General features: G+C 63.7%; 14 protein-coding genes. 2 read left to right on the top strand and 12 right to left on the bottom strand.

Features of this window, described 5'->3' with window-relative positions; genetic code table 11:
* The 5 genes from ACYG9R_RS29800 to ACYG9R_RS29780 all read right to left on the bottom strand — a co-directional run.
* Positions 1-415, bottom strand: a 415-nt coding sequence (locus ACYG9R_RS29800; protein WP_460221872.1) for a stage II sporulation protein M, incomplete at its 3' end; no start/stop codon positions are given.
* The gene (locus ACYG9R_RS29795; protein ID WP_023824561.1) at positions 412-1,722 is read right to left on the bottom strand and encodes a DUF58 domain-containing protein; all 1,311 of its coding nucleotides are present in this window, start codon (positions 1,720-1,722) and stop codon (positions 412-414) included. The genes ACYG9R_RS29800 and ACYG9R_RS29795, both read right to left, overlap by 4 nt.
* Positions 1,719-2,675: an AAA family ATPase gene (locus tag ACYG9R_RS29790; protein WP_023705787.1), complete on the bottom strand. Its 957-nt coding sequence runs from the start codon at positions 2,673-2,675 to the stop codon at positions 1,719-1,721. The genes ACYG9R_RS29795 and ACYG9R_RS29790 overlap by 4 nt, the downstream gene beginning before the upstream one ends.
* A complete protein-coding gene (locus ACYG9R_RS29785; protein WP_023824562.1) occupies positions 2,662-3,870 on the bottom strand; it encodes a hypothetical protein in 1,209 nt (402 codons plus the stop codon). The genes ACYG9R_RS29790 and ACYG9R_RS29785 overlap by 14 nt, the downstream gene beginning before the upstream one ends.
* Positions 3,867-4,499, bottom strand: a complete 633-nt coding sequence (locus ACYG9R_RS29780) for a DUF4129 domain-containing protein (protein WP_023824563.1) — start codon at positions 4,497-4,499, stop codon at positions 3,867-3,869. Before ACYG9R_RS29780 ends, ACYG9R_RS29785 begins: the two co-directional genes overlap by 4 nt.
* A 144-nt stretch (positions 4,500-4,643) precedes the next feature.
* Between ACYG9R_RS29780 and ACYG9R_RS29775 the strand changes: the two genes are divergently transcribed.
* Positions 4,644-5,501 carry a hypothetical protein gene (locus tag ACYG9R_RS29775; protein WP_023824564.1) on the top strand — a complete coding sequence of 286 codons (858 nt, stop codon included), beginning with the start codon at positions 4,644-4,646 and terminating at the stop codon, positions 5,499-5,501.
* 77 nt (positions 5,502-5,578) lie between these two features.
* Entirely contained in the window at positions 5,579-6,448 is an 870-nt protein-coding gene (locus tag ACYG9R_RS29770; RefSeq protein WP_031199617.1) for a hypothetical protein, read from the top strand.
* Between the two features lie 38 nt (positions 6,449-6,486).
* Here the strand turns inward: ACYG9R_RS29770 and ACYG9R_RS29765 are convergent, their stop codons facing one another.
* From ACYG9R_RS29765 to ACYG9R_RS29735, 7 genes are all read right to left on the bottom strand, one after another.
* On the bottom strand, positions 6,487-6,840 hold the full coding sequence (locus ACYG9R_RS29765) for a hypothetical protein (protein WP_023824566.1): 354 nt from the start codon (positions 6,838-6,840) through the stop codon (positions 6,487-6,489).
* Positions 6,841-6,998: 158 nt separating this feature from the next.
* Complete coding sequence (locus ACYG9R_RS29760; RefSeq protein WP_023824567.1) at positions 6,999-7,313, bottom strand: hypothetical protein; 315 nt, start codon at positions 7,311-7,313, stop codon at positions 6,999-7,001.
* A gap of 173 nt (positions 7,314-7,486) precedes the next feature.
* Positions 7,487-9,127 carry an ABC transporter substrate-binding protein gene (locus tag ACYG9R_RS29755; protein ID WP_023824568.1) on the bottom strand — a complete coding sequence of 547 codons (1,641 nt, stop codon included), beginning with the start codon at positions 9,125-9,127 and terminating at the stop codon, positions 7,487-7,489.
* 427 nt (positions 9,128-9,554) lie between these two features.
* Positions 9,555-10,541: an alpha/beta hydrolase gene (locus tag ACYG9R_RS29750; RefSeq protein WP_031199618.1), complete on the bottom strand. Its 987-nt coding sequence runs from the start codon at positions 10,539-10,541 to the stop codon at positions 9,555-9,557.
* A 3-nt stretch (positions 10,542-10,544) separates the two neighbouring features.
* Positions 10,545-11,222, bottom strand: a complete 678-nt coding sequence (locus ACYG9R_RS29745; protein ID WP_023824570.1) for an isochorismatase family protein — start codon at positions 11,220-11,222, stop codon at positions 10,545-10,547.
* A gap of 313 nt (positions 11,223-11,535) precedes the next feature.
* Positions 11,536-12,840, bottom strand: coding sequence for a M24 family metallopeptidase (locus ACYG9R_RS29740; protein ID WP_023705794.1), 1,305 nt, complete (start codon positions 12,838-12,840; stop codon positions 11,536-11,538).
* A 321-nt stretch (positions 12,841-13,161) separates the two neighbouring features.
* Positions 13,162-14,058 (bottom strand): GlxA family transcriptional regulator, encoded by an 897-nt coding sequence (locus ACYG9R_RS29735; RefSeq protein WP_460221884.1) that lies wholly within the window; start codon positions 14,056-14,058, stop codon positions 13,162-13,164.
* Positions 14,059-14,094 lie beyond the last annotated feature (36 nt).

Below are 14,094 nucleotides of genomic sequence, written 5' to 3'. Positions count from 1 at the left end.
TCGCCACCAGCCAGTAGCCGGCGCCGGCGCCGACAAAGGTCAGGACGACCGACAGCAAGGTCTCGCGCCACAAATCGCGAATGGCATGCGGCCAGTCATGCAGAAAGAAATCGCCGATGCGCTGCCGCAAGCCGCGACGCGCGCCATAGAGGTAGAAGTAGCCGCGCAGGCACAGCGCTTCGAGATAGCTGACCAGCGCATTGTCGAGCGACGTCGCCCGCGCCACCGAAAGCGAGGACAGCGCCGAGCGGTAGAGCAGCGGCAGCGACAAAAGCTCGTCTTCCGACAGCGTGCGCGGCGCACGTTTCTCGACCCGGGCAAGCAGCGCCTCGAACGCCTTCCAGTCGGCCTCGCGCTCCGAACGGAAGCTCGCCAGCGACTGGCGCACCGCATCCTTGCCGACCAGCGCGTTCACAACAGATCCTCTCGCTTGAGTTCGAGATAGCGCTCGACCAGTGCCGGCCCGAGCCTCTGATGGTCGGCTTCGATGACATGCGCGCCGAGCAGCCTGAGCCTGCCGATGACGACCTGCCTTTCGCGCAGCAGCCCGCCGGCGACAACCGAGCGCGCCACATCCTCCGGTGCGTCCGGCGGCATGTCGGCCAGTGTCTCCAGTTCGACATCCTTCATCATCATGAACAGCACCAGATGCCGTTCGGTGAGCCGGCCGACCGTGCGCAGCATCAGTTCGGCGCTAATCGGATCGACGAAGTCGGTGAAGATGATCACCAGCGAACGCCGGTCGAGCCGCGCCGCCAGCGTCGTCAGCGCCAAAGTGAAATTGGTCTCTTCGGTGGAATAGTCGATTTCCGCGGCCCGCTTCTGGATCATGGCGAAGCTGGCGGAGCCGCGCACGGCGCCGCTGGAAACGCGCGGCCTCGCGTCGAAGCCGAACAGGGAGACCATGTCGCCGCCCTTCAGCGCAATGAACGCCGACAGCAAGGCTGCGGTGACGGCGCGGTCGACCTTCGGCACGCCGCCGACGGGCTCGCACATCAGCCGGCCGCTATCGATGGCCAGCACGATGTTGTTGTTCTCCTCGATGCGGAATTCGCGCGCCAGAAGCCTGCCGTGGCGGGCGCTGCGCTTCCAGTCGATCATGCGCCGGCCCATGCCGGGCTGGTAGTCCTTGAGCGCCTCGAATTCGCGGCCTTGGCCGGCGCGGCGCTGCGCATGTCCGTCGGGCAGCGCCTGGCGCTGCAGAAGCGTGATCGCCTCGTCGCGGGCGCTGCTGACGTTGGGCAGCACCACCACCTTGCCGTCCATCGGCAGCACCACCTGGTTCCAGACCAGCCCGAACGGCCCGCGCCAGCGCACCCACAGGCGATCGAACCTGGCAATGCCGCGCCGCAGCGCCTGAAATCTGAGATCGAGCGATGCGCTGCCGGCCTCGGCGGTCGATGCGCCGCCGGTGCCGCCCAGCGGTTGCAGCCGCTCGTCATGGCCAAGACGCGCCTGCACGGCGCGCGGCCGTCCGCCGAGCCTGGCGGTGACATTGACGGTGAACTGGCCGCCGACGCTGACCTGCGGCGGGGCGTGGATGCTGGCGTTCAGAGAAGCCCGTCCGCGCCCGGCGGCCGCGTCCACGGCCAGGAAAGCAAGCAGCGCGCAGATCCACAACAGGCCGAGATACCACATCGACGGCAGCGCGAGCGCGATCAGGAAGGCCGGTATTGCACCGGCCGCACCTGCCCAGACTGCCCGGCCGCTCGGATAAATCAACGTGGCGCTTCCGTCTGGTCTACAAGGTCGGTCACGATCTGTTCGACCAGGCGGCCGTCGATCTGCGCCGCCGGCGACAGGATAACGCGATGGCGCAGCGCCGGCACGGCAAGCGCCTTGACGTCGTCGGGGATGACATAGGCACGCCCGTCGAGCGCTGCCCGAGCCCGTGCAGCTCTCGCCAGCATGGCGCCCGCGCGCGGGCTGGCGCCGACCTCGAGGTCGGGGCTTTCGCGCGTGGCCCGCACCAGCCTTGCGATATAGTCCACGACGTCGTCGACCAGCGTAACCTCGCCGACGGTCGCCAACGCCTTTTCCAGCGTCTTGCGGTCGGCCTGGGCGGTGATGCCGTATTGCTTGATGTCGTGCGAGGCGGTGCCGCCGCCATGGTGGATGATGATCGCCTTTTCCTCTTGCGCGCCGGGGTAGCTCACCCGGTGCTTGAACAGGAAACGGTCGAGCTGGGCTTCGGGCAGGGGATAGACGCCCTGGTGTTCGATAGGGTTCTGCGTCGCCACCACCATGAAGTTCGGGCCGAGCGCATGAGTGGTGCCGTCGAAGGTGACGGCATGCTCCTGCATCGCCTCCAAAAGGGCAGCCTGGGTCTTGGGCGGCGTTCGGTTGATTTCGTCGGCGAGCAGCAGATCGCAGAAGATCGGGCCGCGCGTCAGCGTGAATTGCCCGGTCTGGAAATTGTAGATGTTGGAACCGACGATATCGCCGGGCATCAGGTCGGGTGTGAACTGGATGCGGCCATAGGCGACGCCCAGCGCCTGGGCAAAGCAGCGCGCCGTCATCGTCTTGGCCGTGCCCGGCGGTCCTTCGAGCAATATATGCCCGCCGGCGAACAATGCCGTGAGCATCAGATCGACCGTATCGTGTTGCCCGGTGATGGCCTTGGCCACCTCTTCCCTGATCTGTGTCGCCAGGGCCTTCACATCATCGACGTTCACCGAGCCTCCTTGCCGTCCAGTCGTGCAGCTTTTCGGCTGCATCATGCATTTGTGTCAGGGTCTTTGCCGCGTTCGCAGCTTGCAGGCGGGTCGTGAACCCGCCGGCTTCGTCCTTATCGCGGGAATCGAGCCAGCGGTCGAGCGCTTCGCCCTGCAAACCGTGCGGCGCGCCGAGCAGCGCGCCGGCGCGCACCCGCGCCAGGGTTCCATAGCGGTCGCCCAGTTCCTCCAGCCGGCCTGCGCGGCGCAACAGCATCGCCGTGGTGTCGACCAGCGCGCGTTTGCCGAAGGCGATGGCGCGCTGATCGGCCCGTGGCGGCCCGAACCGGCCAAGGCCATGCAGGAAGGCAAGTGCCGCCGCCGCCAGGATGGTCAGCGTCAGCGCCAGGAAGGGCGGCTCGACCAGAAGCTTGGCGAGATCGTATTTTCGCCCGACGCCATGCAGCGTCAGGTCGAACATGACAGCACCCTCTTCGGGCTGCAGGAGCTCGATCAGCTTGAGCGCCGCCGCCGCCTTGTCGGGATCTTTCAAGCCGGCGTTATTGATGAGATCGGGGTCCGTCAGAATGTAGAACCGCTCGTCTTCGACCTCGGTCAGCACGGCCTTGCCGTTGCCGGCGGCAATCAGCGGGTGTTCGTCGGCCACCCATTGCAACTGGTCGGGAACGCTGACCATTTGCCCTGAGACGTCGAGTTGCTTGACCGTGGTCTCACCTTCGCCGAGCTTGGCCTTGGCGATGCGGCCGAGCCAGTCGTTGACCACCACATCCGGCAGTCGCTGGATCTTCATCTCCCAGCCCTCGTGCTGGAACAGCGGCAAGGTCGCCCATTTGGGCAGCACGAACAGCGTATGCATGCCCTTGCGAAGCTTGATGATGTTGGCGAGCGCATCTGGGTCGCTGTCAGGCGAAATGGTGACGATCAGCAGCGCCGTGTCGATCTCAAGATCGCTGTCGGACCGCGCCATATCCGGCGGCTCGCCGGTCAGCTTCAGCCATTCCGCCAAGCCGGCATAGCCGATGCCGCTCTTCGACAGTGGGGTTGCGCCACCGACGCTCGGCTGGCGAAAGTCGGGCGCATAGGTGGACAAAAGGAAGAAGCCCGCTGCCGCGAGCAGGCTGGCGAAAATGCCCCAGAACAGCGTCCTTCGGCTGAACGGTTCCTGCTGGGCGATGTCGGCTGTCGCGTCGCTCACGTCCAGGCATCCCTGAAGACGAATCGCTCATAGGCGCTGCGCGCCTCCTGCCAGCCCTCGGGCCCGACCGGCCGGCGCGCGAACAGAGCGGCCTCGACGATGCGCGCGATCTGGGTAAAGGCGCCACGCGCCCGCGTTGGCAGCGACGCCGCTCCCGCGATATCGCGCGCGGTCAGCGACGGGCGCAGGAAGTCGGGCAGGCGGCCGGCAATGTCGGCAACGCTGCGGCGCAGCAGGAGATGCACCGCCTCGTCATACTCGCCCCGGGCGGCGAGCGCATCGGCTTCCGACAGCAGGACCTGCGCGGCGCCAACGTCGGGGTGCCATGTCGCTTCCGCCTCGGTCACGCTCTTTTTGCGCCACCAGGGCAGGCGCCAGGCGACGCCTTTCACTTCAAGGACAATCAGCAGCAGAATGATCGCGGCACCTGTGATCACCGCGCCCCAGAACAGGTAGATCATGTACGGGCCGAGCGATTTCAGGAACTCGCCCAGCGGTCTCAGCCACTCGGGTGTCTCGGGTGGTCTGTAGGCCGGCAGGTCGAACTGGATCGAATCGTCTGACAGCAACTGCTTGTGCAGTTTGGCCAGCCATTCGGCTTGCGCAGCGTCCGGCTGTGCAGCAGTCACCTTTTCGCCCCCATGCAACCTGCGGTTCGCGGGCCGACACTGGCAATACGCCAAGGCAATTGCAAGCGGCGGCAACCGCAAGTATCAATATCGGTGATTTATACTTTCTGATTTCGGGTATCCATTAGTCGGGGGGAATGTAACATGACGTCAATCGCGAGCGAGCGGCCGGAACGGTTCAGCATCGGCAGGGCTTTCAGCAATACGTTTTCGGTAATCGGACGAAGCTTCGTCCCACTTGCCGCCATCGTCGGCCTTTTTTCGACGCTGCCTGCGCTGCTGTACAACATCTGGAGCTTTAGACAGATTGCAAAGATAGCAGTACCTGGGGCGAGCTTCGAGCAATCGGCGATGGCGGGCTATGGTGCCGTTTCGATGATTGCCGGCCTGGTGCTCCTGATCTTGGCCTTTCTGGCGCAGGCGGCGCTGGTACGAGCGACAATCGAAGATTTGAACGGCAAGCGCCCGTCGATTGGCGATTGCATTCAGGTAGCCTTGCGCAGCTTCCTCCCCACGCTCGGAATTGGTATTGTGATCATCGTGGCAATGTTTCTGGTGGCGATGATATTAACGGTCATCACCATGGCCATCCCCATCGTCGGCGGTGTGATTGCACTTCTGTCGCTCATCCCCATAGCCATGTGGCTGATCAGCATATCGGTGGCTGTGCCCGTCGCAGTTCAGGAAAGGCCTGGCGTCTTCGCCTCGATTTCGCGAAGCAGGGCGCTGACGAAGGGAAGCCGCTGGCGGATATTCGCGCTGTTTCTGGTCCTCGGCATTGTTGCGATAGGGCTACAAGTGGTTTTCACCTTGCTGTTTCAGGCTGCTATTGCGAGCGGCGGGATCAGCACGACCGGACTCATTGCCGCCGCCATCGGAAGCAGCCTGCTGTCGACAATCGTTTCGGCGGTGATTTCGGTGGCGATTGCCGTCACCTATGTCGAGCTGCGCCAGGTCAAGGAAGGCACCAGCGTCGACGAACTGGCGCAGATATTCTCGTAACGAAGGTTTTGGCCCGAGAACAGCCAGTCATGTTGGCGCGATTGGCCGGTATCTAGCTCGGGCCGGAAGGGGTAATCGTGGCATCGACGGCGTCGGCGCGGCTTGAGAAGTTCCAGATCGGCAGGGTTTTCAACAACACCTTCGCCGTGATCGACCGCAATCCCGGTCTGATGATTGCTTTGGCGGCGCTTTTCCTGGTCCTCCCAGCAGTTGCGCTCAATCTGTGGAACCACTGGAATGGCGGCCCCAACGGCTACATCGCCACACCTCCGCTCGGCGCGAAGTGGGTCATTATGAGCAGCTCGTTCTTATCGCTCGTTTTAAGCCTGATCTATTTCGTTTGCGCGCTGTTGTTCCAGTCCTCGCTGGTGCAAGCGACGATAGAGGACCTGAACGGCAAGCGCCCGGCGATCGGCGACTGCATCCAGATAGCCTTGCGCAGCATATTCCCGACGCTGGGGGTGGGGCTGATTGTCTTTTTGGCCATGATCCTTGGCCTCATCGTGATGGGCATCGCCGGAATGTTGGTGCCGATCTTCGGAGCGATCATTGCCTTCGTGGTGTTGCTCGTTGCCGGCATCAGGTGGCTGCTCGGCATATCGGTTTCCGTGCCGGTGCTGATGCAGGAGCGGCTTGGCATGTTTGGCGCGATGTCGCGCAGCCGTGCTCTGACAAAGGGCAGCCGCTGGCCGATGTTCGGTGTCTTTCTGATCCTGTTTTTGGCGGCGCTTGCCTTCCAGATGATGTTTGCCTTGCTGATCGGCCTGATTGTCGCTTTCTTCAGCGGCCTCTCGACGGTCGCCCTGATTTTCGGCGCTATCGGAAGCGTCCTTATCGCGACGGTCGTGTCCACGGTGGCATCGATGGCCATTGCGGTCGCCTATGTTGAACTGCGCCAGGTTAGGGAAGGCACCAGCGTAGACGAACTGGCGGAGATTTTCTCTTAGAAGGCGAAGCCGACTCGGCTGGTCGGGCGGCGGGGATTTCAGTGACAACAGCTTGGCCCCGCCTCCGCGCTCGTCCGACACAGGCACGACGAGGTGATCGCCACATCCCGCGCGAGCTGGACATGGTCGAAGCAGCGTTTGGCCGCACGGTCTGCCTCGTCCTTGCGGTGCTCGTTCCAGGTGAGGTTGTAAAAAGGCCCGGCGGCATAGGCGATGCCCCAATGCACGAAGGCGCAATCAGGATCTGTCTCCAGCGCCTTCTCGAAGCACTTTATGCCTTCCTCATGGTTGAAGCCGTAGCACCAGTTCAGCGCGATATCGAACCAGCGCTGCGTCTCGGCCGAGGCGGTGGAGATTGGACGGCGATAGGTGCCAAGGTCGAAGTGGTCCATGCGTTCTCGTGCAAAATATCGCGGCCAAAGTGTATCAGGCCTTGAACTCAATCTTGGGGTGCTGACCTAGGTAAAGTGCGAAGCAATCTGTTCGACAGGCTCCTTGTCTGGGCGCACCAAAAGCCAGAAGATCAGCCCTGTAGCGCCACCGAGTATCCCTATGAAGGAGCATGCATAGAGAACTCCGCCGATTCCCAATGGAGGACTCCACTTAATGAGGCCCCGAAGACAAACGCTGGAACAAAAACTGCCAGAAAGCCAACGACGACGTATACCCAAAAAAACTGCCAGCGCCGTCGGGTGAGGACATAGAAGGCCGGAATTCCTACCACCGCCTCCACAACATAGAAAACAAGGGTTACGAAGATGAAGCCCGACAACGGCCCCGTCTCAGGGTGGTTCGCATGCCAATTGTAGCCGGGCAGGATCGCCGGAATAATGGGTGCAAGAATGAAAGCCCAACGGGCGCGCATGTGTATTCTCCGGAATGACGGGAGCCCACAGCGGCGCCTCGTCGACACACCAGACCGATCCACGATCGCCGCGTCAAGACAGACACCGTCGTAAATGCTCGGAGTGCGCTGCAGGTATCTACCTGAGCGACATACCGCTCAGGTGCCAGCCGGTATGCGGCGTCCCCGAACGATCACCCCTCCAGCCACACCTTCTCAAAATGCTGTTCCAGCGACTGGTGCTGTTCGCAGCCTTGCACGCCTTTGCGATAGGTGCGGTAGACCGAGCGCCAGTAGGGCTGGATGATGATGCCGGCATCGCGCAGATTCTGTTCGATCCTGGCCATGATCTCCTTGCGCTGGGCAGCATCCGGCGTTGCCAGCGCCTTGTCGAGGAGTTCGTCGAACTCTTTGTTGGCGTAAGCGCTTTCGTTCCAGGCAGCGCCCGATTTATAGGCGAGCGCCAGCACCTGGACGCCGAGCGGGCGGCCCAGCCATTCGGTGGTGGAGAAGGGGTATTTGCTCCAGTCGTTCCAGAAGGTCGCCGCCGGCAGCACGGTGCGCTTCATCTTCAGGCCGGCCTCGCGCATCTGCGCGGCGATCGCATCGCCGGTGCTCTTTTGCCATTCGACGTCGACCGAGATCAACTCGAATTCGTGGTCCGTCTTGCCGGCCTCGGCGAGCAGTTTCTTCGCCTGATCCATATCTCGCTTGGCCGGACCGATATCGGCAAACTCAGGATGCATCGGACCGACATGGTGGTTGTCGGCGGGCTTGCCGCGACCGCCGAGGCCCAGCGCCAGCACGGCGGAATTGTCGACGGCAAGCTGGGCGGCGCGGCGCACCTTGACGTCGTCATAGGGCGCGTTGCCGACATTGAAACGGGCAACGATGGTCGATCCGGTGGCGATCTCGGAATTCAGCAAGCCCATCTGCTCGGTCTGCGACACGGCGTCGGAGGCGGTCTCGTGGTCGGTGTCGATCTCGCCGGATTCGAACGCCGACAGCATCGCGTTGGGGTCGGAGCCGTAATCGACCCATTTGATGCCGTCGAGGTAGAAGTCGCCCTTCCACCAGGGCTTGTCCTTGCGCTTCACCTCCGCACTGGTCTCGGCATTCCAGCTGACCAGTTCGCAGGGGCCGGTGGTGATCGCCAGCGCCTTCATCGGGTCGTCGCCGCCCTCATAGGAGCGGTGCATGATCAGCGCGGGATAGTCGGCCATGCCGGCGATCAGCGAAATGTCGGGTTTCGGCAGATTGAGCTTTACGGTGAAGTCGTCGACCTTCTCGATGCCGCCATCGACCGGCTTCTTGGTGTCGGCATTGACCAGCGCGCCCATGCGCGCGGCGACCGAATTGCCGGCGACGGAGGCATCGCACCAGCGGGTGAGATTGTGGATGACGTCGTCGGCGTTCAAGGTGTCGCCATTCGACCAGGCGATGCCCTTGCGCACATGCAGCGTCAGCGTCTTGGCGTCGTCGCTGGTTTCCCAGCTTTCGAGCAGCCACGGCTCGAAGGTGAAGTCGCGGTTCCAGCGCACCAGATATTCGTTGCAGTGGCGCGCCACATTGGACATCTCGACACCGTCGAAGGTGCGCGGATCCTTGAAACCCTTGACGTTCATGGCGACGCGCAAGGTGCCGCCGCGCTTCGGCTCCTCTGCCCGGGCGGGCGACGCGCTGAGGCCGCCCAATGCCAGTGCTCCGGCCGCGCTGACGCCGAAGCCGGCCATGATGGCGAGATATTCGCGCCGGTTGACGCCGCCCTTTGTGAAATCTTGGGCGACGGGTTTGGCCTGCGGGTGCAAATTGCGGTCGGTCAGCATGAATTTCATCGTCGTTCCCTCTTTTGTTGGGCGCCCCGACGGTCCGCCTCCGCTGGGGCGGATGCGATCATCGGGCGCCGTTGCCTGAGCAGGTGATGATAAAGCGGGCCGACCCCGGGAAATGTTCTCTTTTCCGCAATTCTTGTGCGCCACTCCGCAGTGGGAGTGCAGACAATCTCCCCCTTGTGGGCGCGGCAATCGCATATGGATTTCGGCGCTTTGCGCTCCACGAATACCCCCACCCTTAATCCCTCCCCACAAGGGGGAGGGAGACTCGGCAGCGCTGAACTCGGCAGATTGGCCACGTTGAGCGCCGCAATATGGCGGGCGGCAGCGTTCCCTCCCCCTTGTGGGGAGGGCTAGGGTGGGGGTCCTCTTCGCAAAAATCTCATATGCGATTGCCTGCCCATGAGGGGGAGATCAGCGCTTCGCCGCCTCAATATGGCCAGTCGTTCTTGCCGAGCACGGCGACGGCGGCGATGGCCGCAAGCGTGCACACGAACGCCTCGCCGGCGCGCGGAACACTTTTGCGGGCGCGCAGAAAACTGTGCACCAGCCGCGGCTCCTCATACCACCAGGCGCGGCCGCCGGCGGCAACGACGCGGTCGCGATAGGTCTCGCCGTCCGACGACAGCGGATCGCACTGGGCCGTGATGATGACAGTCGGCGGCAGGCCGGAGAAGTCGTTGTCTTTCAGCGGAGAAAAAGTCGGGTCGTCGGGCGACTGTGCCGGGGCAGCGCGAATGGTGCGGTAGAACGCGATGTCGCGCAGCGTCAGCAACGGTGCCTCGGCATGTTCGACATAGGAGCCGGCACTCTCGTCGCCGCCGAGGCCGGGATAGATCAGCACCTGGCCGGCCGCCCGGCGCAGGTGGCGGCGAGACGCGTGCGCGACCGCGGCGGCAAGGTTGCCGCCGGCGCTTTCGCCGACGAGCACGATCGGCAGGTCCGTTGTCACCGCCGCCCATTCGAACACGGTCAGCGCGTCGTCGAAGGCGGCCGGGTGGGGATGTTCCGGCGCCAACCGGTAGTCGGCCGAGACAACGTCGAAACCGGTGCCGGCGCAGATCTCGGCGCAGATGTCGTCATGGCTGTCGAGCCCGCCAAGCACAAAGCCGCCGCCATGATAGTAGAGGATGACGGCGCGCACGGGCTTGCCCGCCATCCGATAGTAGCGGATCGGGATGGCGTGCCCTGCATCGGCGGCGATGATGCCGCCGCTGGCCGAAACCCCTTTGGGATAACCCTGATGGAAGGCGCGGCACATCGCATCATAGACCGACCTTTGCTCGGCGATCGGAAGTTCGGCGATTTCTGGCGGGAACCAGTCATTGACCAGGTCGATATACTCCCACAGCGCCGGATCGAGCAGGGTGGCGTATTTCCCCCGCCTGGCGGTCTTGAGCTTGTGGACCGTGCCCATCTCTCAGAGCTCGCCGTAGAGCCGTTCGGCGTTTTCAAACGTGAAGCGCAGCGGTACCGAGCCTTCGACCTGCCATGCATCGATGGTGTCGCCCGCCATCAGCCGGCACGCGTCTATCGTGTTGGTGACGGCGCCGCCATAGAGCCGGTTGGCAAGGTTGAGGATGGCGGTCTGGTGCATGGCGGCACTGCCGCTGCCGCAGGCATCCTTGACCAGAAGCACGCGAAAGCCGGATGCCACCGCGTCCTTCACGGTGGCGTCGATGCAGGCCTCGGTCCAGACGCCGGCGACGATCAGCCATTCGATGCCGCGCGCCTTGAGTTCGGTTGCGGCAGGCCCGGCGCCGAAGGCGCTGGCCTGCGTCTTGACCAGCATCGTCTCGCCGGCCGCGGGCGCCACTTCCGGGCAGATTTCCGTCAGAGGATCGCTCTTGTCGGAAAAGGCGGACTTGCCGTCGGCGTCGAGCGGATGGAAGGGATGCGCCTTGGCGGCATCGACGATATAGGCCCAGTGGCAAAGCGGCACGAAGTTGCGCCGCGCCGCCGCCTGCAGGCGCTGGACGTTGGCCAGCACCTCGCCATAACCTTCGACCAGATAGCGCTTGTCCTGCCGATGCTCTTCCTGGAGGTCGATGAACGCCGCGGCGACCGCGCCGCGTTTGATCGAGATGGGGCTTTTCATGCGGATGGGCCTATGCCTGTCGTCGCCAACGCCGCTCGGGTCGTGTCGACGCAAACGGTGGCGATTAGCGGGTGCCTCCCCACCTTCGTCATCCACGGGCGAAGCAGGAGCGAAGCTCCGTCGCGAAGACCCGAGGATCCATTCCGTGAGGTTGGCCGTGGGGTGCGGCGGAGCAGAACTTGCACCGTTGCGGCGCGGATGAGTCCCGGCATGGATCCTAGGGTCTGCGCCGCGTCGCTGCGCTCCTTGCTTCGCCCTAGGATGACGACGGGATTGGCGTTCGCGCTGGTTGCCAAGGGATGCGAAACGACCATCAAACCTGTTTCTCCAGAAACTCATCCTCGTAGGGAAAGCGCGACAGAAGCTCGGTGCCGGTGTCGGTGATCAGGATTTCGTCCTCCAGCTTGACGCCCTCGCGGCCACCTTTCTCGCCGATATAGCTTTCCACGCTCACCACCATGCCGGGCACGACAACACCGTCGCGGCCATAGGTCTCATAGTCCATGGCATGCGCGATGAACGGCGTCTCGCCATGCATGCCGACGCCATGCATCACCGAGGTATAGCGCTGGTCGACGAAACGGTCCGGGATTTTCCACGCTCTTTCGGCGATCTCGCGAAACGCCATGCCAGGTTTGACAATCGAAATGTTGTGCTGAACCTGGTCGTGCGCCATGCGGTAGAGCGATTTCTGATAGTCGGTCGGCTTGCCAGGCCCGCAGCGGAAGGTGCGCGAAAAATCGGAATAATAGCCATAGCAGCCGATCGTGTCGGTATCGAGCGCCAGAAGCTCGCCCGGCCGGATCTTGCGGCCGCTGGCCTCGTTGAACCACGGATTGGTGCGCTGTCCCGAGGTGAGCAACCGCGTCTCGATAAACTCGCCGCCCTGGCGGATCACCTCGCCATACATGATGGCGAACAGCTCGTTTTCGGAGACGCCGGGCTTGATCGCCTCGCGCACGGCATAAACAGCGGCTTCCGCGCCAGCCATCGATACCTGCAGGCATTTGACTTCCTCGGGTGTTTTCACCGCGCGCACCGCCAGGATCTCGCCCTGACAATCCCTGACGTCGCAGCCGCGCTTTTCCAGCGCCAGCGCCTGCAAATGGCTGCAGCGGTCGAGCCCGAGCTTCATCGAGCCGCCGCCATGTTTCTTCAAAAGCTCGGCGATCTCGTCGGCGAAGGGGCCGGCGGTTTCGTCGTCGCGGCCCGACACCGAAGACCATACCAGCTTGGACGGGCGCGCCTCGTCGATCGTGTCGAGCACCATCGAGACATGGTAGCTCTGCGGGTACTCGAACAGCACGATCGGCCCGTCGGTGGGGATGAAGAAATACCGCGTCGAGTTGCGCAGGAAATAGCCGAACATGTTGCGCGAGCCGGTGGCGTAGCGCTGGTTGTAGGGGTCGAACAAAACGACGCCGCCATAGCCCGCCTCGCGCATCCAGCCGCGCAGTTTCGCCAGCCGCCCTTTGCGCAAGGCGTCGGCATCGATGAAGGACGGCTCGGTATCCGACAGCCACATGCCGCCGGCGGAGTCGGCCGCGACCGGGTGGCGCATGCGGTCCTTGAAATCCACATCCTCGGTGCTGTCCGGGTCGAAAACGACGATGCTCATGGTGCGCCTCCTGAAGGCCTGAACATAGCTACGAACTGCAGAATGTCTGTGCGAGAATCCGCAGATGTCGTGCGAAATGCCGCAAGAGGGCATGGATACAAAGGGCAATGTTGCGATCCTTCGCGCCCCCCTCTGTCCTGCCGGACATCTCCCCCACAAGGAGGGAGATTAGCAGCTTTCGCGTCCCGCTCGCCCTGCAACGATGGTGATTGGCGAAAGCCGAGGCGACATCTGATCTCCCCCCGTGTGGGGGAGATGTCCGGCAGGACAGAGGGGGGCGCTGTCCCGCCAGCATCTCACCGCGTTAGCGCGCAGCGCCCTCTAATGCCGCCGCATCGCCTTCGGCGCGTGCCCATGCTCCTCGCGAAACGCTCGGGCAAAACTTGACATGGACGCGAAGCCGCAGGCCAGCGCCACGTCTCGCACCATCAGCGTCGAATGGGCCAACAGGTCGGCGGCGCGCCGCAGCCGGAGCCGCCGGTAATATCCATTGGGCGAAATGCTGAGCTGGGCGCGGAAATTGCGCTCCAGCTTGTCGGAGGAGACACCGAGCCTTGCCGCCAGCTCCGTCATGCCGAGCCGCTCTTCCACCGCATCCTCCATGATGGCGATGGCCGACAGCACCAGTTCGTTCTGGACGCCGGTGCGCAGCCTGAGCGGCATCAGCTTGCGGTCGACGCTCGAACGCAAGGGGCTGTGCACGAACCATTCGGCAACGCCCGCCGCGAGCTCGCCGCCATAATCGTTGGTGATGATCTCCAGCATCATGTCGAGGCTGCCGACGCCACCGGCCGAGGTGAAGCGCTTGCGGTCGATGACGTAGAGATCGCGCCGGAGCTCGATATCCGGGAAGGCCTCGGTGAATGCCGCCTGGCTGGTCCAGTGCAAGGTGCAGGCATGGCCGTCGAGCAGGCCGGCCCTGGCAAGGAAGAAGGCGGCGTCGGCCACCGCGCCTATGTGAGCGCCGGCGCGCAGGCTCCTGCGGATCCAGGCAACCGCATCGTCGGCGACAAGCAGGTCCGCATTGCCGCCCGAGCAGACGACGATGCGATCGACCTTCGGCGCGCCGAACGCTGAGAATCCCGGTTGTATGACAACCCCATTGGATGCCTCGACCGTGCCCTGGTCGGCGCCGACGATCACCCAGCGATAGCACTCGCGCTTGGCCAGCACGTTGGCGGCGCGCAATGGCTCGATCACCGAACTGAACGCCATCATCGGAAAGCCGGGAAAGACCAGCACGGCGAAGGTGAG

The sequence above is a fragment of the Mesorhizobium sp. RSR565B genome (genome assembly GCF_054719465.1).
This window is presented reverse-complemented; position numbering and strand designations above follow the sequence as displayed.

What these genes read in the sequence shown, in the direction of transcription:
- ACYG9R_RS29775 (WP_023824564.1), top strand. Translation starts at nt 4,644, where the DNA reads ATGACGTCAATCGCGAGCGAGCGGCCGGAACGGTTCAGCATCGGCAGG.
- ACYG9R_RS29765 (WP_023824566.1), bottom strand. Translation starts at nt 6,840, where the DNA reads ATGGACCACTTCGACCTTGGCACCTATCGCCGTCCAATCTCCACCGCC.
- ACYG9R_RS29760 (WP_023824567.1), bottom strand. Translation starts at nt 7,313, where the DNA reads ATGCGCGCCCGTTGGGCTTTCATTCTTGCACCCATTATTCCGGCGATC.
- ACYG9R_RS29755 (WP_023824568.1), bottom strand. Translation starts at nt 9,127, where the DNA reads ATGAAATTCATGCTGACCGACCGCAATTTGCACCCGCAGGCCAAACCC.
- ACYG9R_RS29750 (WP_031199618.1), bottom strand. Translation starts at nt 10,541, where the DNA reads ATGGGCACGGTCCACAAGCTCAAGACCGCCAGGCGGGGGAAATACGCC.
- ACYG9R_RS29745 (WP_023824570.1), bottom strand. Translation starts at nt 11,222, where the DNA reads ATGAAAAGCCCCATCTCGATCAAACGCGGCGCGGTCGCCGCGGCGTTC.
- ACYG9R_RS29740 (WP_023705794.1), bottom strand. Translation starts at nt 12,840, where the DNA reads ATGAGCATCGTCGTTTTCGACCCGGACAGCACCGAGGATGTGGATTTC.
- ACYG9R_RS29735 (WP_460221884.1), bottom strand. Translation starts at nt 14,058, where the DNA reads ATGATGGCGTTCAGTTCGGTGATCGAGCCATTGCGCGCCGCCAACGTG.